The organism is Bradyrhizobium sp. CCBAU 11434, assembly GCF_028128895.1.
Taxonomy (GTDB): Bacteria; Pseudomonadota; Alphaproteobacteria; order Rhizobiales; family Xanthobacteraceae; genus Bradyrhizobium; species Bradyrhizobium zhengyangense.
Genome location: NZ_LBJX01000096.1, coordinates 211746 through 232257 on the forward strand (window position 1 = coordinate 211746; position 20512 = coordinate 232257).

A 20512-nucleotide genomic window follows, 5' to 3' on the forward strand; every position below is an offset into this window, starting at 1 on the left:
GGATGACGGGTCTACCCCAACAGCACCGCATCCGCCGCCGCGACCGACTCCGCGCTCTCCGTCACGGTGCGCTCGAGCGCGCCTGCCTGCACGGTGATGTTCTCGGCGAAGAAGCGCGCGAGCGAGACGTAGCGCTGCGCATCCGCAACACCTTCACTCTTCGCGGCAAGCGCCTCGGAGGCCAGCATGCAGCCGCCGAGCGTGGCACCGAACTGCTGCAGATACGGCGTCGCGCCGGCCAGCGCTTCGTTCGGCGCAGACGTGACGCGCTCGAGCAGCCACTTGCTCGTGCGCCTCAAGGCCTCCAGCGCCTCGCGCAGTTTCACGCCCGTGGTGCCGAAGGCGGGATCGTTGGACGCCTCGACCTGCTTCACAATGGCTGAGAGCTCATCGAGCAGCGCCCACACCGATGCACCGCCATTGGCGGCGAGCTTGCGCGTGACGAGGTCGATCGCCTGGATGCCGTTGGTGCCTTCGTAGATCGCGGTGATGCGGGCATCGCGATAATGCTGGGCGGCGCCGGTCTCCTCGATGAAGCCCATGCCGCCATGGATCTGCACGCCGAGATAGGCGACCTCGTTGCCGATATCGGTGGAATAGCCCTTCGCCATCGGCGTCAGCAGCGCGGCGCGTGCGGCGGCTTCAGTGCGCACCTTCGGATCCCTGGCGCGCATGGAGACGTCGAGTGCGACCGCGGTCGCATAGCAGATGGTGCGCGCGGCCGCAGTCTGGGCCCGCATCCGCATCAGCATGCGCTTGACGTCGGGATGCACGAAGATCGCATCCGAGCCGTCGCCCTTCTTGCCGATGGCGCGGCCCTGCTTGCGCTCCTGCGCATAAGACAGCGCCAGCTGATAGGCGCGATCGGCGACGCCGACGCCTTCGAGGCCGACGCCGAGACGGGCCTGGTTCATCATCGTGAACATGCAGCGCATGCCCTGGTTCTCTTCGCCGATCAGGAATCCGATCGCGCCGCCATGGTCGCCCATGGTCATGGTGCAAGTAGGGGAGGCGTGCATGCCGAGCTTGTGCTCGACGCCCGAGGCAAAGATATCATTGCGCGCGCCAAGCGAGCCGTCGGCATTGACCATGAATTTCGGCACCAGGAACAGCGAGATCCCCTTGGTGCCCGCGGGCGCATCGGGCAGGCGCGCCAGCACGAAATGCACGATGTTGTCGGTCATGTCGTGCTCGCCATAGGTGATGAAGATCTTCGTCCCCTTGATGCGATAGGTGCCGTCCGCCTGCTTTTCGGCGCGGGTGCGCAGTGCGCCGACATCGGAGCCGGCCTGCGACTCGGTCAGCTGCATCGTGCCGGTCCATTCGCCGGTGACGAGCTTTTCGAGATAGATCTTTTTCAGCTCGTCGCTGCCATGCGCGTCCAGCGCCTCGATCGCGGAGGCCGTCAGCAGCGGACAGAGGCCGAACGCGACGTTGGCGGCGCTCCAGATCTCGGTGCAGGCGGCGTTGATCGCCATCGGCAGGCCCTGGCCGCCAAAACCTTCCGGGCCCGAAACCGCGTTCCAGCCGCCTTCGGTCCAGCGCTTGTAGGCGTCCGGCCAGCCCGGCGCAGTCGTCACCTTGCCGGCATCGAGCTTGATGCCGTGCTCGTCGCCGACCTTGTTCAGCGGTGCCAGCACATCGGTCGCGAACTTGCCGGCCTCTTCCAGCACGGCAGCAGCAATGTCAGCGTCGAAATCGCCGTAATGGCCGGCGTCCACGGCGGCCTTGAGGCCGGCGCCATGGTTGAGCGACAGCAGCATGTCAGAGATCGGCGCGCGGTAGGTCATGGCTCACTCCCGAGGACAGGTTTGCCGTCGTATTCCCATGAAATGGCTGAGGCCTCAATGGGTGCGATACGGGACCGCATCGGGCCTTTGCCCCCGCCTATATTAAGGTGTGGCGCGACCGCGCCCCGGACGGTGGTATTTTGCCCCTCCAGGCGGTTGAAATGCCGCGCCGCACCCTATAGACCGGCTGCGACCAAAGGGAATCTGCGGGTGCCAGCTCGTCCGCCGTTCCCGTGGTTGCCTGATGGGGCGTAGCCAAGCGGTAAGGCAGCGGATTTTGATTCCGCCATTCGGAGGTTCGATCCCTCCCGCCCCAGCCAGAGGCTCCGCTTCCCCTGAAATTGCTGACGAAACCGGCCTAGCTGGGGCGCTGCTGCACAGCGCTGCGACACATCACTGCTGCACAGGGTGTCGCTCGCAATGGCTTTCCACATCTTTCGGCGCCAAGCCGTTTACTATTGGCGGCGCCGTACCCCTCGGGCGCTTGCCAGCGTGCTCGGCCGCCCGCATCTTTCTATGAGCCTGAAAACGACGAACCGGGCGGCCGCTCGCCGTCTGGCCACTCAAGTGAACCTCTTCTTGGATGACCTTGCGATGCTTGCCGATGGCGCCGACCCGCATCTGACGCGGTCTCAAATTGAGACAATGCTTCATGCTGTCGTTGAAAAGCATTTGGCCAAACTCGAGCGGGTCGCTCTCGCCGCCAAAAGTGGGCCAGGCTTCGTCGTCGACCGCGCTAAGGCAGACGATCTGCGGGCCTTGTGGACCTACACGCTGCTCGACGGCCAAGGGCCGGGTGCCTTTGTGCGTCCGGAGGATCGGGACCGCATGCTCGCGGAAGGCCTCTCGGAGGTTGACGTCGAGGCCGTCAAGGATCACCTGACGATGCTCCGGGCCAACGACATGGTGCCGACCAAGCATCACGTCCTTCGGCAAATGATCGAAGGCGTGCAGGCGGTGCCTACCGCCATGAACTTGGACGTCGCGCAGGGAACGTACTTCCGCGGAATGAGGCTTGCCCTGGCTCAGTCCGAACGCCGTTACGGCGGGGCGAGGGTCGAGGACGAAGGGCTGGTGGATCGTCTGCTGCTTGCGAAGAACGATTCACTGAGACCGATAATTTCTACGGCAGGCCACGTGTTGGATCGCCGCGATGATCCACCGAGGGTGGACGCACCGATCGTCCAGCAATTCACTCCCATGGAAGATTTCCTGCAGTTCGCGGATCGCGTCGCTCAGCTGAATGCTGCCGACAATAACTGGGATGACAAAACCCAGCGGCAGGCCAAGAGCATCGCAAACCTGTTCGTCAAGTTCATGGTCCAGGATCAGCGCATTCTCGATCTGAGCCTGTTACGCCAGGAGCACGTCGGCAAATTCGTCGATTTCCTCCGTTTCGACATCTACAAGCACTACGGCAAGTCTGTTCGTGACGAGCAACTGACGATCGAGCAGCTTCGTGAGAAGGGGCGATCCGTCGTGCACGCCAAGCGCGGGATCAGTGGCGGAACTCTCAATCGCCATGCGACCTTCCTTGGCCAGATCTTCGACCACGCCACGGCGCGCGGCGTGAGGAGCCTGGAAACTATCGATCTGACCAAGCTGCGTGCGAAGAGCCGCGGCAAGAACAAGCGGGCCCGCGATGAGAGGCGCAAGCTCCCCATCGACCGCGCGAAGGCGATCTTCCAGACGCCTCCGTTCATCAACTGCGCCGATTGGGACGATCTCGGGAAGGAGGGCCAGCAGGGGGCCGCCCAGATTTTCCACTGTGCGCTCTATTTTGTTCCGATCCTCATCTACTACTCGGGGGCGAGACGCGAGGAGCTTTGCGGCGCGATGGTGGACGACATCATCTTCGATCGCGATGGATGCAAGCCGTACATCCACATCGCGGCCAACGAGCGGCGGCGCATCAAGAACCCCCAATCGAAGCGAAACATCCCTCTCCATCCAGAGCTTCTTCGGTTGGGCTTCCTCGACTACGTCCGGAGGATCAGGGGCCTCGGATAAAAGCTGCTCTTCCCCGACCTATACTCTCCCAGCAGCCGGTCGCCGCTCGGTAATCGCTTCTACAAGCTCTTCAAGCCGATCCTCACGGAAGCCAAAATCACCGAAGAGGGGCTGGGTGCCCACGCCGTCCGCCATCTCTTCGGCGCTCAACTGAAGAAGAAGCTGCTGACGAAAGAGGACCGCGCGGACCTCCTCGGACACGGCGGCGACAGCGAGACCAGCGAGCGCTATTGCGAGCCCCACGAGATCGACACCCTGTTCGAGTTCATCATGAAGTTGGAGGTGGTCACCGGCCATCTCGAACCGCAGGCTATCAATCTTATCCCGTGGGTGGAGCGCATGGAGGTCGCGCCGTTTTCGCAGCCGTCGCGGGCTAAACGATCGGCGAGCCGCAGTAATGTCGATGCCTAAGAGTTTAAGGCGATCTCGGAAATGACAACTTGATTGTATTTAGCTGGTGATCTCCTCTGATCAGCCCATCTTCAGCCGGTCACGGAGGGCTTGCGTTTCGGCTGGTGGAAGCCGGACAAGCGGGTCGCTACCGAGATGATCGAGGGCTTTGGCGAGCGCCGCGACCGGGCTCGTCTTGTGCTTGAGCATCATCTCGACCGCCCAAAGGATGCCGCGGACCTCAACCTTTGCCGCCGTCGCGACGGTACGCAGATTGGCGTCACCTGTCATCAGAATCGCCCTATGCACCTCGGCCAAGCGCCAGGCGAAGCAATCATTCAGGCTCAGGCGACGGTTTTTCGCGAAGTAGTCGCGCGCTTGGCGGCTATCACCGCCGTCGAGCTCGCCCTGAACGAACCCGAGATCCAGCAGGCCCTTGGCTGTGTAAGCGCCGAGATCGAGAAGCTCCAGCGCCAAGATGACGTCGGGGATCATGAACTCGAAAGGCAGTTGCAGGACAGGCTCGATGAGCCTGACCTTTGCCAGGTCCATGACGACCGAGGAATCACTGACAACAATCTTCAGCCGGCTCATCGCCATTCATCTTCTTTGCGATGGCCGCAACAGGCTTACGAAGCAAGTCGGCTGCCTTCGAAATCGATATCACCCCCTCGGCGAGGGCACGGTAACACAGCCGATCAAAACGCTGCGGGCACTCCGCACCAAGCGTTCGCGGGAGCGGCTGCGGTTCATTCCGGCGCCAATGCCGTGCCGTCGTCTGGAAGATAGCCATAGCTTGTTCTGGCGAGATGATGCCGAGATCGCGGAAACGCACGAGGAGAGCGGTAGCCGCAACCCGGTAGAGGTGCTTGGTGACGACGAGTTCAGCCACGCCAAAGCCGTGCCGGTGGATGCCTATGACCTCGCGCAAATGATCCGCGGGCATCAGGAAGGCACTGGCAAAGCGATGCGCAGCCTTTTCTTCATCGATGCCGTCAACTTCCATGAGCCTATGCCCAAGCTCATGTAACAGGGTGAAGCGAATTCGTTCGAGGTTGAAGGTCTTGTTGACGACGATGACAGGCACATCCGGCCCGTTGCTACGCTGAACGAGACAGGTCAGGCCGGAGACGGATTCGGGCAAATCGAGCAGCATGACCTTGATGCCGTGCTCCTCAAGCAATTCAACGACATCGCTAATGGGAGCGTTACCGAGATTCCATTCCGCCCGCGCTTCGATGGCGAGTTGCTCGACCTCATCGAAGCTGCGGACAGTCTTCTTCTCGAACGGCATTTTACACGCGGCGCTGTCGAGCTCGAGGATCTCTTCGACCAACAGGTAACGCTCGACATGTTCGAGCACAGTGGCTTCGACAATGGCGCGGTCCTTGGCGCTGGTACCGGACTTCTTGCGGAATTCGAGTTCGCCGAGGCGTACATCGAGCGGCGCCGCCAGAAACTCCATCGGGACTGCGAGGGCGCGTGAGAGCTCGATCAGCGCGCTTGAGGTGGGCTCCATCTCGCCGCGCTCATACTTGGCGATGGCGTTGTGCGAGATGCGGCCGTCCATACGCTCTGAGAGGTCTCGCAGAGAAAATCCGGCTTTTCGCCGAGCTATGCGTAGCCTCTCACCGATCACCTTGACCTCCGTTGGTTTACAGTATATGTATTTACTATCTTTTTGTAAACAAGAGGTTGACTTGGGTCAAGTCCTTGTTTTGCAAAGTGAAACGGCGGCCCGGTTGCACCCGGACCGCCGTGAGTGCCAGCCGTAGAGCTCTGGCGGCTGGGCAGCATGTGAGGTGTGTGCCCCACGTTCGCGACTCAAAGGATGGCACATTTTCGCTTCGCTGTGAATCCAGGGCGGAATCACTAGCGAAGGAGCTTTGCCATGTCGGCAGAGAACAAAGACGTCGTTGAGAATGACATCGTTGAGATCGAACGCGACATTGTCGTACTCGAAGACGATGGCGTTATCCTCGAGCTCGTCGAGATCGAGGTCTATGTGCGCGAGGGCCGCCCGGTTCCGAAGGCGCGCAAGTACCGCTACCGCGTCAACAAGCAGCCGTTCGAGACTGAGAAGGAGGAGATCTCCCGCGAGGAGATCCTCACCAATGCTGGCCTCGTGCCCGTGGATGACTACCGGCTGCGCAAGAAGCGCCGCCACGGCCCGCCTGAAGAGGTGAAGCCGCACGAAATCATCCATCTGCGCGAGCATGGCGTTGAGCGTTTCATCGCCCAGCACAAGCATGTCCAGGACGGCCGCGAGGCCCGGCTGGAGTTCGAGCTGGGCGACGAAGACCTCGCCTTTCTTGTCGGTCTCGGTCTCGTCTGGGAGACGCTCAAGGTCCCGAAGCCGGATGGCACCGGCTTCCGGCTGTGGCTGGTGATCTACCAGGTGGGGGTGCCGGACGGCTACAATGTCCAGCAGGCCAATGTCGCCATCGAGATCGCGCCCGGCTACCCGACCGCGCAGCTCGACATGGCGTATTTCAGCCCGCCGTTGCGGCTGCAGACGGGGCGTGCGATCGCCAACGCCGATTCGAACGAGACCTTCGATGGCCATCAATGGCAACGTTGGTCGCGGCATCGTATGGGTGGCGCCGCATGGAAGCCGGGTATCGACAATCTCGAGTCGCATTTCGCTTACATGCAGGGCTGGTTGAGCCGGGAGCTTGGCCAATGAGCAAGGTGATCACCCTTACGCTCACCGGCGAACAGCGGGATCACCTCAAGGCGCACCTCTTTCCCGGCGACGGGAAAGAGGCTGCGGCCCTGATCCTCTGTGGCCAGCATGATGGCGCATCGCGCCATCGCCTTCTCGCACGCGAGATTCATCCGGTTCCCTACGCGGTCTGCGAGCGCCGCGAGGATTTCATCAGTTGGCCGGTTGAATGGATGGACGACCTTGTCGATCGTGCTGCGGCGAAGCATCTCAGCATCGTCAAGGTACACAGCCACCCGGGGGACTATGCCCGCTTCTCGCCGGCAGATGACGTGAGCGATAGCCGCCTGTTTCCCGGTATCCACGCGCTCGTCGAGGGTGTTGCCGTCCATGCCAGTGTGGTGATGATGCCGACGGGCGCATTGTTCGGCCGCAGCGTGGACGCTTATGGGACGTTCGAGCCGCTGGAGCGCATTTCCGTGGTCGGCGACGATATCGAGATCTACTTCGCCGATCCGCCGCGAACCGCGAGCGACACGATCGGCCGCGCGACATCGGCTTTCGGCCGTCAGATGACGGCCGAGATGGCACGGCTGACGGCAGCACTCGCCGGCGCCTCGGGCACCGGCAGCATTATCAACGAAGCCTTTGGACGGCTTGGTTTCGGCAAGATCATTACGGTCGACCCGCAAAATGCCGAGCGCAAGAATCTCAACAGGATCGTCAATGCGACTGCGCAGGATGCGGCGCGCGAGACGCCGAAGGTCGAGATTGCCAGCCGCGCGGTCCAGGCAATGGGGCTGGGCACCGAGACGGTACCGATCCCGGAAGATCTCGTCTCGCGCAAATCCGTCCTCGCGATCGCCGAGGCGGATGTTTTGGTGGGTGGCGTCGACAGCGCCGAAGGCCGCGATGTCATGAGTCGCATCTGCGCGGCATATATGATCCCCTATATCGATATGGGTGTGCGTATCCACGCCCTGCCGGATGGTACGGTCGACGCCATCGAGGTCGTGGTCCATTATCTGAAGCCCGGCGGCTCGAGCCTCTTATCGCGCGAAGCCTACACGGTCGAGCAGGTGGCGGCTGATGCTCTGAGGCGGCAGAACCCGGCGCTCTATGCCGAGCGCGTCCGCGAAAAGTACATCAAAGGTGCTGATGAAGAGATGCCGGCGGTCATCAGCGTTAATATGACGGTGGCGGCGATGGCAGCAAACGAGCTCCTCGCCCGTCTCTACCGGACGCGTAACCAGCCGAACGCCGCCTACGCGATCACGCGCATCAATCTCGCCGAGAATGAGATTGAGAGCGTGGCTGAAGGCGCGCCTTGCCCGGTCATGGCAAAGCTCGTGGGCCGCGGCGATGCCGGGCCGCTGCTTGGATTGCCGGAGCTCAGCCTATGACGCTCTGGCATCAGATTGTTGAACTCTGGCTGTGGCTTCTGACGCGGCTAGGCCTGCGAACGCCAACGTTTCGCACGGTGCGCGTTGTCGACATTCCCGATAGGCTTCGCGCCGAACGGCTGTACGTGGCCAGTGAGGATGGCTATGCCTGGTCGGCCGCGATGCTGTGCCCCTGCGGGTGCGGCAAAGTGTTGGAGATGAACTTGCTGCCGGACGCCCAGCCTTGCTGGACATTGACCGAGACTTCGGATGGGCTTGCCAGTCTTCACCCGTCAGTCTGGTTGAAGAGGGACTGCGAAGCTCACTTCTGGCTTCGGAAGGGCAAAGTACGTTGGGTTTGAGTATCGCTGCATTGTCACCTCGAAAGGACACCTAAATGCCGAAGCACTATCCGAAAGGACTCGATGGTCGCATGCGTGACCGGAACGGCGAGATTCGTAAGAAGCGCTCCGATACGCTCGTCGGCACTCTGCGCGATGAGTATGGCGACAAGGTCGCGAAGGGCTATCGTGCCGATACGAAGCTCGGCACCGTCCTTAAGAAAGAAGGGCTCGAAAGTCTCGATCAGTTGCTCAAGAAGGACCGATAGTTTCATCCGCGACGGGTCGCGGTGGGTCAAACTGGTCCGCGTAGGATGGCGGGTGGCGCCAAGGGCGCGTCGTACCCTAAAGCCGCTCGTGGTCTTTTTGGGGACCCACGCCGCTCGCGCCATGGGCGAGTTCACTTCGGTGAAAGCACTGACGAACTCTCGCTCCGGCGCGCGGACGTACGATCCGGATGTTTACGCCCCCGCGACTCCTCGTCACGCCCCAAGATGTCCCGCCGCCGGTCATCCCGCTGCCCGAGAGAGGCCCGAAGCCGCTCTTGCTCGGGGCGCTCGGGGGATGCTGAACGAATCTGAGTAAAATTTTTGCGGAGGGACCAAAAAAAAGCGTAAATATCAATAGCCCACAGACGGGTCGGGCATTCCCTTCCTGCGGCCCCAGCAACCACTCTGGCGTACCAGGGCAACTCGAAATTTCGATGGTTTCCGAGTGCTATTCCGCAGCCTCGCCCTTCGCCTCGATCATCAGCACGTCCAGGCTCTCGATCTCCTGCATGGCGCGCCCGGCGATGCCCTGGATGTCCCCGTACAAGCCGGCCGTCGATTCCAGCACGCCCCTGAGCTGCTCCTCGCGCTTGGCCCAAAGGCGCGACATGGTGGCGCGCTCGCGATCGAGGTCCTTCTGCATGTCAGTGAACTTCTCGACGATGGCTTCGATGCGGTGACGAAAGCGCGGTCCGGTCAGGTAGCTGTACACGATCTCGGTCTTGGTCTGCTGACCTTCCTGTGCCTGGCGGCTTGTGGCGACGTCGATCAGCAGCTGCCGGAGTGCGACAGCTAGGGGGATTGCAAAGCGCGGACCTGCCACCCAGACATTTTCGACCAGGTCAAAACCCTCGACGTCCTTCGGCAGAACGGTCGAGACGATCAGCGCGAGCTCCGCTTTAGCTGCGCGCTGATCATCCCGCAATTTGCCGAGCCAAGCCGGGTTCCAGGACTTCGTCCGCTTCAATTCCCACAGAATGGTGCCGCAGCGCTGGCCGCTGGCGGAGACCACGCCGTGCACCACGTCGCCGCCGAACTCTCCTTTGGGGACCGGCTCGATCAGGTCGCCGTGAAAGCGGGCCCGGAGCAGGGATTCGAGCTCTTCCTCGAGCGATTCACCCTGAAGCTGCTGGGAACCCTGGCCCGCCTTGCGGCGGAGATCTTCGATCTGGCGCTGCATGCCCGCGAGCTGGGCCTCCTTCTCGGCGACCTTCGCCTTGAGCGCGTCTTCAGCCTCGAGCCGCGCTTTGTCGCGGACCGCAATTAGGTTCTCCTGCACCTTCTTCTCAACGGTCAGCTCGACCTCGCGCTTGGCAACGTCGAGTTCACGCTGCTTGCGGAGCATCTCGGCCTGAGCCTGCTGAGCTTCGGCAAGCTTGGCGTCGTTCGCGACGAGCAGGTGCTGCAGGTCGGCGAGCTGCTGATCCCGACGGCCGAGATCATCAGCCAGCGCCAAGCGGGCCCTCTTAGCTTCAGCCTCCGCGATGGCGGTGCGTTCGACCGCCATCCTGGCGGCGATCTGCTCGTCGACGGTCTCCCGGGCCTTCGCGAGCTCGGTCTTCGTTTGCCGGAGCTGTTCTTCACGGCGGCTGAAATCGGCTTCCTTGGCCGCAAGCTGCGCCTCGAACTGCTCGCGGGCAGCCACGATCAAGGGCGCCGCGAGGGACTCCGTCAGCTTGATCTCAGTTCCGCATTTCGTGCAGGTGATCTGGGGGTCGCTCACGATATGGGTCCTTTGATGGTGAGGCGTGAGTGTATCTTTGTTTCCGGCATGATCCGGAGGCGAGGGCGGGGTTATCCCCGGCAATCGCGGCAGCCGCGGAAGCGGCGGTTTTCGTTGAGTAGCGGGCTTCTCGTTGGCTTCACGGCTCATATTAGTTCCTCGTGGCACTCAGATCGCGTTCGCGCAGGATGACCTCGACGATACGGCGCAGCCGGCGCACGGAGCCGCCCTGCCAAAGTCGGGCAACGGCCATGTGTTCGGTCTCGTCGAGAGGCCGTATCCAGCGTTGATCGAGCCCGCGCTCCTTGGCGAGGTCGGCCATGACGGCCGGCAACAAGGCGTCCAGGTCCTCGGCGCCAGGCTTGGGGACGGTCGCGACCACGAATCGGTCCCGGATCGGTCCCGGCAGCGGGTCCAGATTGTTGACGGTCGCGATGAAAGATAACCGGGACAAATCTACATTGATCTGCAATGCGGGATCGGGATAGCGCGCGCTCGTTTCGGCGTCGGTAAAGGCCAACAAACAGTCCCACAGGCGGCCCACCGACAGGTTCGAGCTGGAAGGTGCTTTTTCAAGCTCGTCCAGCAGCACCATGGGGTTCGCAGTCTTGCTTCGGACGACCGCAAGAAAGGGATGCGAGGGCTCGGCGGTATGCCAACGCCGGTCGGTACCCGCAAATGCCGCGTCTGCCCGAGAGCAATCTGTTCGCCAGACGTGCAGACCCAGAGCCTGGCCCAGGCTACGGACGAATCGAGATTTACCTCCGCCTGGTTCGCCGACCAGGATAATCGGACGGAGCTGAACGACACGGCGGCCGACAAGATCAGACAGGACCAAGTCGATGACGCGTTCTGCGTAGGGAAACTCGAGCAGCAGTTTGCGGCGCACTTCATGCAACGGCGGCACCGTAACGAGGGGCAGCGGCACGTTGACGACGTTTTTCAGCGGCCCGAGAAGTTCCTTCACTCGGAAGTTCTTCATCTCGTCGGCGCTCAGACGAGCGACGATCACATGATCCGGAGGCAAATTGTCGTCGTCGGATGCGTTTCGAGGCAAAGGCTCCGCGTCTTTCTGCGCGGCATTCGTGGCCGAGCGCAGCGCTTCCTTCTGGGACTCAAAACCCTCTTTCCATGCGGCAGCGATACGATAGTCCACCATGCGCGAGCCGAGGCGAAGCGCATTCGCAGCGGCGGATTCGTGTTCGGCAACCATATGCGCGCAAGTTGGCAGAGCCGCCCAACCAAAGGCAAGCCGCTCGATTTCGCAGCACAGCCGATCATCCCGACTGCGAATATTTTCGAAGGCCAGCAGCAGCGCCTTTGCGACCCGAAGGTAGTGCTTGGAGTGAAGGCCCTCGCGGGATGCGGGCAAGCACAGCAATCGGACAGAATCTGACAAGCTGCGCAGATTCGGATCGTTATCTTTCACCGCGCGACGATCGAGCTCGACCGCAAGCGCAAGTCCGGCGTCAACTTCGAGCGGAACGTCCGAACTAATGCTCATCACGAGGTCCGGGCACAGCTCGTGAATTTCGGCGATGAGACGTTGTTCGATGTGGCTGGCGTGGTCCCCGATCAGCTTCGCGTACCGCAAAACACGGGGCAACCCTTTCAGCTGATCTTCGGAGTCGGCCGAATCCGCGGCCGCGCCCGTCAACACGTCATCGTTTTCGACCGTCGGCAAGTCGAAATCATCATTCTTGTCGCCGATGCTGCTCATCCGACTTCGACCACCACGCCATGGTTGAAAGCATGATCCTCGGCCGTGCAGCCGTTTTGGTTGCACTTGCCGAGCGCCCTCGCGATCTGGATGAGAAACAGGACGATCATGCATCTTGCTCTTGCTGACGTTCCTGGAAAGCGGTCAGCAGCACGTCCCCAGCATTGCTGAATTCGCGGGTATTTTCCGAGCACAGCCGACCGTAGGCGAGCCATGAGGTCGCGAGCTCTCTAGCGTAGGAATGGCCAAGGTCGGTCAATCCCAAAACCTGAGCCAGAACCAGGCATGCCGCCGCATTGCCCTCCCCTGCGCAGCGCAGGAGCGCCGTCATCGTGATGTCGGCCTTCAACGAAATTTTGCTCATCGGCATCAGCGTGAACGTGACCTCGATGGCCGCGGCCGCATCACCCTTTATCGCGGCCGTAAGGTCATCTTCGGCCTGCAGCACGTTGATCTGCTTGAGCGTTGCGCCCAAGTGACGGCGCTCTGGTTCGCCGAACGCCTGTGACGGGAGCCTCCGCCACCACGCCAACGGCGAGCTGTCCTCTGCCTTGAAAGGCCAGGGCCGGGCACTTGCCAAATCGTACGCTGCCAAGCGAACCTTCGCCGCAGAACCGGGCAACGCGGATGTCATGGTGTCTTCCTCATTCTCGCGCATAGCGTTTTTGTCCTTTGCTGCTCCGTCAGTCGCGCGTCGTTCCCTTTCGCGGGTGGCGCAGAGACAACAGCAGATTGGGACCCGGCAGGACGTCGCAAGCTTCGGTGAGGTCCTCAGCACGCTCGCAGCCGAAATTGCGGTACGTGCGATGCTGCACGTCGATCCGCGCGTTCTCGGCGGAGGCGAAGCACAGCCGGTCGGTTTGCCAAGCGGCGCCGCTGATGTAGCGTCCGCAATGGGCTGAGTCGCGCCCGGCAGCCTTCAAACGCGGCGGAAGGAATGCATGGGGCGTGGCGGGGATGGGATTACGAAAGCTGATGAGGGCTTCGGAGGGCGGGTTTGCGGCATCGGAAAACATCATTTGGCCCTCGTCGGCTTCTTCCACACCAAAGCCGGTTCGACGCCGGCTTCGACACTCGACGTATCTGGCTCGGCGACAGAACCGAGCGTACGATCGCTGGAATAATGTCGGCGATCTAGGCGGCAAAGTCAACGTTCGCTGGAAAAATTCCAGCAAAGCTTAGGACATGGTTAACAAAGTCTTGCCCGATCGCGATGTTTGGCCTTCTCCGCGTCTTATCCGTGCCGGGCGGGCGCTGGCCGGTGTTGACCAGGCCACTTTAGCTTTGGAGGCTGGCGTGACTCGACAAGCGGTGAGCGTGGTAGAGACGGACGAGAGCTTAAGGATGGATCCTCGTCGTCGGAAAATCCTCGAGGCAATGCAGAGAGTGCTGGAAGACAAATACGGCATTGAATTTTTCGCAGCATCCCAGAACTCTGGCGAAGGCGTGCGTTTCCGGAAGTAGCGCGAGCGGGGCCTGGCTCGGAACCCGTGCCGCCCGCGCGAGGCGAATAAGCACCGACTGCGGATATTCGCCGCAGGGGCGCGAAAGCCGGCTGCATTCAAGAACGATCGCTTAATGGGTCACCGGCCACGACCTGTACGCTGACCGCAACTTCGCGACCACCTGCGATTGGTCGTCGAGCTTCTTCCAGGGGAAGGCGACGTAACGTGGCGGATCCAGCCGCCCACCGAGGCTCCGGCGTGATAGGGAGCATGCCGCAAGCCTTTTGGGAACGACGCGTCGCCAACTTCAATGCGATGCGGCCGTAAGCTATTCTGACCGAGTGAGTCGCCGGAGCCGAGCGGCAAAAATAGAAACTCGATCAGCAATGCCGACCGAAATACCCGTAGAGAACGTTTGGCCGCTGCCTTTCCTCATCCGTGCGGCGCGCGGTCTCGTCGGCATAGATCAAGCTACGCTGGCTGAACACGCGGGCGTATCGCGGAAGGCAATCGTTTCACTTGAAAACGACAGCGCCGCGGTGATGGACTACCGACGCGTCGCCGTACTTGATGCGGTCGCCGAGGTCTTGCAACGAAAGTTCGGCGTCGAGTTCACGAGGGCTACATCGAGCAGAGGCGAAGGCGTTCGCCTTTCCCGTCCGCGACACAGGTGAAGATGGGCGACGCAAGCATCTCCTGCCAAACGTTCTCGTGGTTTTGGAATCTTTTTAACCAAACGAGCCGAAGGCATGCATTTCGCGCCAGCGGAGCTTTGCAGTGCCGACTTAATCGGTTACAAAAAGACACCGATTACTTCTGGATGGATCAGTCATGGCTCGTGACCGCGGAAAGAAACCGCAACGCTCGATTTTGGTGGACGCCCCTACAACGACCGGCGCCGCTACTTCTTTCAACGCGACGACGGAGCTTTTAGAAGGCACGCTGAGCGGACTCCGCAGGGTGCAGGCGCCAGGCTACACGCTGTCCGCCGTGTTCGGTCCGCTCTCGCGGTTGCGCGCGTTGAAGTCCCTTCTCCCAGCAGCAGCCGCGTACGTCTGCTATGTGATCGTCCAAAAGCTCGTTTACGTCGGCCACGGAAATGGCGACCGGAAGATGGGTGACCGGCTCGGCGCCGATCTCAAGGCCGGGGCAAACGTCTACATTCTCTACTCATGGGATCCACGTTTCGACAAACTCCAAGCCAGCTATCTCGAAGCGCGGCTCGTTGATCGGCTCTATGCGGCGGGGGTTCCGCTCGCGAATTCTGATAGACCGTTCGGGAGCGGGCTCAAAGAGGATCCGGGGCTTGAGCAGCTTGTTCGGCTTTCGGAATTGCTTCTCGGGCTTGCCGGATTCCAGCCTCCTGAGCGCGCCGGCACTGCTCCGTCGCGGACGCGGGTGCTGCCGAGCGCCCGCGTTCTTCAGGATGTCGTCCCGGTCGAACCAGATGAGATGCCGGCGCCGCCGACGGAGCGATATCGGATACAATACCGTGGACTGGTCGCCGAGGGGTTCTACGCCGGCAAGAAGACCTTCTACATCCAGCCCGGAGCCGATTTCGCAGTCGGCGAGCGGCCCGGGATGACAATTCACAACACGGCTCGCCGGAACGGGCTGATCAAATTCCTCGATCCCATCCCGGGTGCCGACAATCGTATGAGAGTTCGCGTAGGTCTGCAGTGTCTGAGCGCATCCCTTGCCGCCAAGATGGTGACCGGCGAGCACGTCGGCACCAAAGTCTGGCAACCGATCTTGTGACGCTTGGGGCCAGCGCCGGCCGAGACGCCGACCACGGAGGCGAAGGCGCCGACGGTCGGTGAAGATCGTGATGCGAAGGTCTTGGTAGGGTGCGTACTCATAAAATCTGTCGCTGAGAGTAGGCGCACCTGATGTCCGCTTGTCCTCCAAGAGCGGCGCGAAAGCGGACGTTGTCGGACTTCCGAGAAGGGCCAGAGGACTAAACCGCTCGCGCGGTAGAACGCTGCGGCTGGCGACACGGCGAAGCAATAGGCGACAGCTCATCGTGACGAGCGGGGCCGTAGCTGGCGATGGTCCGATGATCGAGGACGTGCTGATCTGAAAGTTCGTGGCAGAGCAACCAACCGTTGCACAAGAGCCAACTCGAAGCCGTCATTCTTGATCGTGATTGTGCGCACCGTCGCGCTAATTGCACCAAGTCCAGGAATCTCGACGCAAGCAGGGTTACAAATGCGGTGATGCTCTTGACGAGCAGTTCGAAACAGTTTCGGCTCAGGTAGCTCCGGGGGCTTTCCAGGTCGCTGGAGATCAGTTTGCATCACGGGATTCAAATATCGAGGAACTCACGTCTAGATTGTGTGGTGTGGTATTTTTACTACGGCCAAGTCGTTGAAAGTACAGGTGCCGCCAAACATTAAATCCCCATAGGCGATCTTCCTGATCGTCTGAAGGTTGTTTGACACGACTTAGCTCGATCACGCGGCATTGTCCTACGTCCCCCCAGCGCGGTTTCCTCCTTTGGAGGCTTTCGGACGCCGGCCGCCCGAATATGCCGCGCCGTCACCGCTGCGGCCGGCATCCGAAACCCTTCACAACAGGAGACTTACGCTCCGCAGCAAATAGCATCGCTATTCGACTACCTCGTCGGCCCGGGCGAGCAGGTTTGGGGGGATTGTAATGCCAAGGGCATTGGCAGTCTTGAGGTTGATCTTCAAAAAAACCGCCGTCGGCTGCTCTATGGGTAGGTCCGCCGGGCGGGCTCCCTTTAAGATTCTATCGACATAGTGCGCTGCGCGACGCCAGATCGAAAAGAAATCGACCGCATAAGACATCAGCCCGCCTTGTTGGACCGCCGTACCGAACGAATAGAGTGCTGGCAACCGATGCTCTGCAGCGAATGCAATGATGCGAGAGAGCTGCGGTTCAATCGAAGCGTCAGTGGTGACAATGAACCCATCAAAACCGCCGCCGGCGATTTCCACGAAACTGCTATCGATCTCTCCCGGTCTTCCCAAAAAAGTTGCGATATCTAAGTCAAGTGCACGGGCTGATATCCGTAACTGATTTGCTTCCTTTGCGATTGCTGGATTATCGGGATTGTAAAGCACTGCTACGCGACGCAGCCTCGGCAGCGCCTCTTTCATCAATTCCAGCCACTTTGAGCTGTAGTCACCGGCGAGCACCGACACGCCGGTTACATTACCTCCTGGTCGATCGAGGCTGGACGCGAGCCCCGAACCTACGGGATCGCCGCTGCCGCTGACGATCGGCACGGTGGAAGTCGCGCGGCGCGCCAAGAGACTACTCTGGGTACCCACCGTAACGAGAACATCGACCTTGAGAGCAAGAAGCTCGTCAATTAGCGCCGGTATCTTTTCGAGATCGCCTCGGGCATACCGATCTTCGAACGCGAGGTTGCGCCCGATCACATAGCCTCTGTCCGATAGCCCTTGGCGCAGGCCAGCACTACTTACGTCGTCGTCGGGCCAGCCGGTCCATACAAACCCAACTTTTGGCATGGCCGACTGCTGTGACCGGGCAACTCGCGGCCAAACCGCCGCTGCGCTGCCAATCAGGATAATGAATTTACGCCGCCGCATGCATGCCCCCGAAGCATCAGGATGCGGCAGTGTACCAGTCCAAACTCTGCACTTGGAAGACGCGGAAACCGGTTGACTGACGTATATTTGGGAGCTGTTGATGTCGCAGTTGGGTCAAAGGCTGCCCTATCACACAGCCTGGGCCACGAGCCGACATCGGTTTGGTGGGCTGAGGAGGGCAAGCTGACTTTTGGAAAACTTTGCGGGTATCGTGACTTCCAGCTTGCGAAACGCCCTTCGAGATGTCGCAATATCGGATCGGGTGAACCCACGGCGGAAGATCGACGTGAAAGCTTCCTTTGCATGTTCGATTGCTGCGATCTTGTTTGCTGCAACCGCAGCACACGCCGGAACGGAAGACGAGGTAAAGGTGCAATTTGGGAAATTTATCGCGGCCCAGAATGCGCACGACCTCAAGGCCGTTGGTGAGTTTCTTCTGAATTCACCTCAGTTCCTCTGGATCACCCGCAACACTCCGGTTTGGGGTCGCGACGCCGCATTGAAGCGCTTTGAGGAAAACTACAAGGGAACGTGGCTGCTTGAACCTAAGCTCGAGGAGATCAAGGTGAGCGAGCTGTCGGCGGGAGCCGCGCAGCTGTTTGTTCCCGCCGTGTTTACAATCGCTCCGCCGGGCCAGACGGCCCAACCTCGGAATTTTCTTCTGACTCAGACCTATGTTCGCACAGCGGATGGCTGGAGATTGGCGACCATCTTGCCTTTTCCTATCCCGTGATGCCGCTGCAATCGGCGCGCATGCGTCGACTCGATTCCATAGTGTTGGGAGCGCCGGTGCCGAGCGGACGTTTTGCGCATCGCGACCATGTTGGGTTCGCTCAGGGTCAGGCGGAGACATTTCCCTACCCGATCGTTTTCGTAAGCGGTGCTTGCAGAACCCCAACTTGACAAACCGCAAGTTCCCGGCAGGCTCTCTTCGGGATGAGGCCTTTGATGCAGACGTCGTGGGGTTGGGGAGGAATTGATGATCGAGCCGGTCGACAGCCTGGAAATCACTGTCGTTATCGACAATGTCACCGATAGTCTCTCATCAACGCCGAAGTTCGTGGAAACGGAGTTCGCCGGTGCCTGGCGGCGCGGAATGAAATGGCTCGGCGGCAAGTGCTTGTGTTGCGCTGCCCATGGCCTGTCCTGCCTGATCACGGCCCGAACCGGGACCTCGTCTCGATCTCTGCTGTTCGATACCGGGCCAGATGAGTGGGTGTTCGAACGCAACGTCGTCAGGCTCGGACTCGACCTCGGGAAAGTCGATGCCATGATGCTCTCTCATGGCCATTGGGATCATGCCGCGGCCATGCCGCGCGCCCTTCAAATGATCACATCGGCCAATGGCGGCAAGCCAGTGCCGACCTACATGCATCCCGGCATGTTCGGCCCGCGCGCCATCAAGTGGCCGGATGGCCGCTTCATGCCGATGGAGGATATTCCCAGCGAGAGTGTGCTGGCCGGCAATGGGGCGCAATTGATCGTCACGAAGGAAGAACAGTCCGCACTGTCCGGATCGTTCTATATCAGCGGCGAGATCGCGCGCGTAACCGCCTTCGAACGGGGATTACCCGGCCAGCATCAATTGAACGAACGCGGCGAATGGAAGCCTGACGAACTTCTGATGGATGAGCGCTTCGTTGCCGTTCATATCGCGAACAAGGGCCTGTTCGTCTTTACGGCCTGCTCGCACGCCGGCCTGATCAACGTGTTGACGCACGCCAGCCATCGCTTCCCCGACATACCGATCTACGGCGTGCTCGGCGGCTTTCACCTCGCCGGCGCAACAGAGAGCATCATCCCCGACACCGTCGAAGCGCTAGGCAAGTTCAACCTGGACGTAATCGCCGCAGCGCACTGCACCGGCTGGCGGGCGCTCGGCGCGATGACGAAGCAATTCGGAGATCGCGTCGTGCCTTCAGCGGTCGGAAAAACCTTCCTGTTGTGAAGTGCGCATTTCAGCGCAACAGTTCGTAATCTCCCCAGGTGAAAGGAACGTCCGCAATGGGCCAATTGCGATGGTTTGGCCGCGTCGCGGTTATGTCCGTTCTGGCCTCGATTGCTGACACGTCAGAGGCCGTCGCGATGTTTGCCTTCGGGCCACAAGCAGACTCGTTATTCCAGCCACACTAGACCTATTCGATTACTTGGTCGGCACGTCCCAGCAAAGAGAGCGGAACGCCGATACCCAGCGCCCTCGCAGTTTTAAGATTCACGATCAGTTCAAGCTTGGTGCCTTGCACCACAGGGAGGTTGCCAGGCTTCTCGCCCTTCAGTATCCGCCCGACATACCCGCCTGCGAGATAGTGTGTTTCGATAATGGTCCCACCGTAGCTAATCAACCCGCCGACTGAGGCGAACTGCGAATTCACGAAGATCGATGGTAATGCTGCGTTTAGTGCTTGGTCCGCGATTTCTTTGAGACGGCTGTTGGCAAATGGATCGGCCACAATGATCAGTCCGCCGGCGCGCATCTCCTTTGCCTTTGCGAATGCAGCTTCCAGTTCGCGATCGTTGCTCGCCTGTAGGATCGCAAGTTTAAGCCCCAGTTGCGTTGCGGCTTCGTGTAAATCCTTGACCTGGCGTCCGACCCCGTCGCCAGCAGCCGGATTGGCAAGCACGGCCATCAGACCAACCGACGGCAGCAACTCACGAAGGATCGCGAGCCGTTTCGGACCTGTCTCAAACGTCAGAGCCGCTACGCCTGTAATGTTGCCACCAGGATGCTTGAGATTCGTCACGAGACCGGCCTCGACCGGATCGGCACCGGTCTCAAAAACAATCGGGATTGTCGTAGTCGCCGTCTTGGCGGCAAGTGCCGCGGGCGCACTCCCCGGCGTGACGAGGACGGCGACATTGCGCGCGACGAGCTCGTTCGCAAGTTGTGGCAGGCGACCGAGATTGCCGTCCGCCCAGCGATATTCCACTATGAGATTGCGCCCTTCGTCGAAGCCGGCTTCGCTGAGGCCTTGCCGGAAGGCCTTCAATCTTGTCGACCAAGCCTCTGGCGATGCGCTGCCAAGATAGCCGATGACGGACGTTGGCTCTCGCGCGAGCAATGCAACGGGCCGTGTCGCCGCAACGCTACAAAGAAACACAATGAACTGGCGCCGCCGCACGCCCGTGCGAGCCCCATGCGGGTTCAAGGTCGAGTAGTGCGCGAAGATCTGCGCAATGTTTTCCAATCGGATCAACGCGA

19 protein-coding genes and 1 tRNA gene are annotated in these 20512 nt (G+C 60.8%); 10 read left to right on the forward strand and 10 right to left on the reverse strand.

The features are described from left to right. Positions 1-11: 11 nt before the first annotated feature. Entirely contained in the window at positions 12-1790 is a 1779-nt protein-coding gene (locus tag XI06_RS27855) for an acyl-CoA dehydrogenase (protein ID WP_237863506.1), read from the reverse strand. Positions 1791-2035: 245 nt separating this feature from the next. On the opposite strand from XI06_RS27855, the gene XI06_RS27860 reads away from it, so the two are divergent. Together XI06_RS27860 and XI06_RS27865 are read left to right on the forward strand one after the other, a co-directional pair. Then, positions 2036-2110 (forward strand) — tRNA-Gln (locus XI06_RS27860). A gap of 100 nt (positions 2111-2210) precedes the next feature. After that, positions 2211-3800, forward strand: coding sequence for a DUF6538 domain-containing protein (locus tag XI06_RS27865; protein ID WP_271606974.1), 1590 nt, complete (start codon positions 2211-2213; stop codon positions 3798-3800). 18 nt (positions 3801-3818) lie between these two features. Here the strand turns inward: XI06_RS27865 and XI06_RS27870 are convergent, their stop codons facing one another. The 3 genes from XI06_RS27870 to XI06_RS27880 form a co-directional block, all read right to left on the reverse strand. Continuing rightward, positions 3819-4097, reverse strand: coding sequence for a hypothetical protein (locus XI06_RS27870; protein WP_271606975.1), 279 nt, complete (start codon positions 4095-4097; stop codon positions 3819-3821). 174 nt (positions 4098-4271) lie between these two features. After that, positions 4272-4784 (reverse strand): hypothetical protein, encoded by a 513-nt coding sequence (locus XI06_RS27875; RefSeq protein ID WP_271606976.1) that lies wholly within the window; start codon positions 4782-4784, stop codon positions 4272-4274. Further along, positions 4756-5829 carry an XRE family transcriptional regulator gene (locus XI06_RS27880; protein WP_271606977.1) on the reverse strand — a complete coding sequence of 358 codons (1074 nt, stop codon included), beginning with the start codon at positions 5827-5829 and terminating at the stop codon, positions 4756-4758. The genes XI06_RS27875 and XI06_RS27880 overlap by 29 nt, the downstream gene beginning before the upstream one ends. Positions 5830-6081: 252 nt before the next feature. Between XI06_RS27880 and XI06_RS27885 the strand changes: the two genes are divergently transcribed. From XI06_RS27885 to XI06_RS27900, 4 genes are read left to right on the forward strand one after another with little or no spacing between them, the layout of a single operon-like run. Then, positions 6082-6876, forward strand: a complete 795-nt coding sequence (locus tag XI06_RS27885; RefSeq protein WP_271606978.1) for a multiubiquitin domain-containing protein — start codon at positions 6082-6084, stop codon at positions 6874-6876. Further along, the gene (locus XI06_RS27890; RefSeq protein WP_271606979.1) at positions 6798-8258 is read left to right on the forward strand and encodes a ThiF family adenylyltransferase; all 1461 of its coding nucleotides are present in this window, start codon (positions 6798-6800) and stop codon (positions 8256-8258) included. Before XI06_RS27885 ends, XI06_RS27890 begins: the two co-directional genes overlap by 79 nt. Beyond that, on the forward strand, positions 8255-8599 hold the full coding sequence (locus XI06_RS27895; protein WP_271606980.1) for a DUF6527 family protein: 345 nt from the start codon (positions 8255-8257) through the stop codon (positions 8597-8599). The genes XI06_RS27890 and XI06_RS27895 overlap by 4 nt, the downstream gene beginning before the upstream one ends. A 35-nt stretch (positions 8600-8634) precedes the next feature. Next, positions 8635-8847, forward strand: a complete 213-nt coding sequence (locus XI06_RS27900; RefSeq protein WP_271606981.1) for a hypothetical protein — start codon at positions 8635-8637, stop codon at positions 8845-8847. A 448-nt stretch (positions 8848-9295) separates the two neighbouring features. Here the strand turns inward: XI06_RS27900 and XI06_RS27905 are convergent, their stop codons facing one another. The 4 genes from XI06_RS27905 to XI06_RS27920 form a co-directional block, all read right to left on the reverse strand. After that, a complete protein-coding gene (locus tag XI06_RS27905; protein ID WP_271606982.1) occupies positions 9296-10570 on the reverse strand; it encodes a DUF2130 domain-containing protein in 1275 nt (424 codons plus the stop codon). A gap of 151 nt (positions 10571-10721) precedes the next feature. Next, on the reverse strand, positions 10722-12290 hold the full coding sequence (locus XI06_RS27910; protein WP_271606983.1) for an AAA family ATPase: 1569 nt from the start codon (positions 12288-12290) through the stop codon (positions 10722-10724). A gap of 106 nt (positions 12291-12396) precedes the next feature. Next, on the reverse strand, positions 12397-12948 hold the full coding sequence (locus XI06_RS27915; protein ID WP_271606984.1) for a hypothetical protein: 552 nt from the start codon (positions 12946-12948) through the stop codon (positions 12397-12399). Positions 12949-12973: 25 nt separating this feature from the next. Continuing rightward, complete coding sequence (locus tag XI06_RS27920) at positions 12974-13333, reverse strand: hypothetical protein (protein WP_271606985.1); 360 nt, start codon at positions 13331-13333, stop codon at positions 12974-12976. 142 nt (positions 13334-13475) lie between these two features. Here XI06_RS27920 and XI06_RS27925 point away from each other — a divergent pair, with 142 nt between their 5' ends. After that, entirely contained in the window at positions 13476-13754 is a 279-nt protein-coding gene (locus XI06_RS27925) for a hypothetical protein (RefSeq protein ID WP_271606986.1), read from the forward strand. Between the two features lie 812 nt (positions 13755-14566). Beyond that, a complete protein-coding gene (locus XI06_RS27930) occupies positions 14567-15493 on the forward strand; it encodes a hypothetical protein (protein ID WP_271606987.1) in 927 nt (308 codons plus the stop codon). A gap of 848 nt (positions 15494-16341) precedes the next feature. Here XI06_RS27930 and XI06_RS27935 read toward each other — a convergent pair. Beyond that, positions 16342-17313 (reverse strand): ABC transporter substrate-binding protein, encoded by a 972-nt coding sequence (locus tag XI06_RS27935; RefSeq protein ID WP_271606988.1) that lies wholly within the window; start codon positions 17311-17313, stop codon positions 16342-16344. Between the two features lie 286 nt (positions 17314-17599). Between XI06_RS27935 and XI06_RS27940 the strand changes: the two genes are divergently transcribed. Together XI06_RS27940 and XI06_RS27945 are read left to right on the forward strand one after the other, a co-directional pair. Continuing rightward, positions 17600-18046, forward strand: a complete 447-nt coding sequence (locus tag XI06_RS27940) for a nuclear transport factor 2 family protein (protein WP_271606989.1) — start codon at positions 17600-17602, stop codon at positions 18044-18046. Positions 18047-18292: 246 nt separating this feature from the next. Beyond that, complete coding sequence (locus XI06_RS27945) at positions 18293-19261, forward strand: MBL fold metallo-hydrolase (protein ID WP_271606990.1); 969 nt, start codon at positions 18293-18295, stop codon at positions 19259-19261. A 187-nt stretch (positions 19262-19448) separates the two neighbouring features. On the opposite strand, the gene XI06_RS27950 is transcribed toward XI06_RS27945, so the two are convergent. Continuing rightward, positions 19449-20507, reverse strand: a complete 1059-nt coding sequence (locus XI06_RS27950) for an ABC transporter substrate-binding protein (protein ID WP_271606991.1) — start codon at positions 20505-20507, stop codon at positions 19449-19451. Positions 20508-20512 lie beyond the last annotated feature (5 nt).

Excerpts from the sequence above, each read along its gene's own strand:
- XI06_RS27945 (WP_271606990.1), top strand. The coding sequence starts at position 18,293 with ATGATCGAGCCGGTCGACAGCCTGGAAATCACTGTCGTTATCGACAAT.
- XI06_RS27900 (WP_271606981.1), top strand. The coding sequence starts at position 8,635 with ATGCCGAAGCACTATCCGAAAGGACTCGATGGTCGCATGCGTGACCGG.
- XI06_RS27935 (WP_271606988.1), bottom strand. The coding sequence starts at position 17,313 with ATGCGGCGGCGTAAATTCATTATCCTGATTGGCAGCGCAGCGGCGGTT.
- XI06_RS27925 (WP_271606986.1), top strand. The coding sequence starts at position 13,476 with ATGGTTAACAAAGTCTTGCCCGATCGCGATGTTTGGCCTTCTCCGCGT.
- XI06_RS27875 (WP_271606976.1), bottom strand. The coding sequence starts at position 4,784 with ATGAGCCGGCTGAAGATTGTTGTCAGTGATTCCTCGGTCGTCATGGAC.
- XI06_RS27865 (WP_271606974.1), top strand. The coding sequence starts at position 2,211 with ATGGCTTTCCACATCTTTCGGCGCCAAGCCGTTTACTATTGGCGGCGC.
- XI06_RS27930 (WP_271606987.1), top strand. The coding sequence starts at position 14,567 with ATGGCTCGTGACCGCGGAAAGAAACCGCAACGCTCGATTTTGGTGGAC.
- XI06_RS27890 (WP_271606979.1), top strand. The coding sequence starts at position 6,798 with ATGGAAGCCGGGTATCGACAATCTCGAGTCGCATTTCGCTTACATGCA.
- XI06_RS27895 (WP_271606980.1), top strand. The coding sequence starts at position 8,255 with ATGACGCTCTGGCATCAGATTGTTGAACTCTGGCTGTGGCTTCTGACG.
- XI06_RS27885 (WP_271606978.1), top strand. The coding sequence starts at position 6,082 with ATGTCGGCAGAGAACAAAGACGTCGTTGAGAATGACATCGTTGAGATC.
- XI06_RS27855 (WP_237863506.1), bottom strand. The coding sequence starts at position 1,790 with ATGACCTACCGCGCGCCGATCTCTGACATGCTGCTGTCGCTCAACCAT.
- XI06_RS27910 (WP_271606983.1), bottom strand. The coding sequence starts at position 12,290 with ATGAGCAGCATCGGCGACAAGAATGATGATTTCGACTTGCCGACGGTC.
- XI06_RS27915 (WP_271606984.1), bottom strand. The coding sequence starts at position 12,948 with ATGCGCGAGAATGAGGAAGACACCATGACATCCGCGTTGCCCGGTTCT.
- XI06_RS27870 (WP_271606975.1), bottom strand. The coding sequence starts at position 4,097 with ATGGCCGGTGACCACCTCCAACTTCATGATGAACTCGAACAGGGTGTC.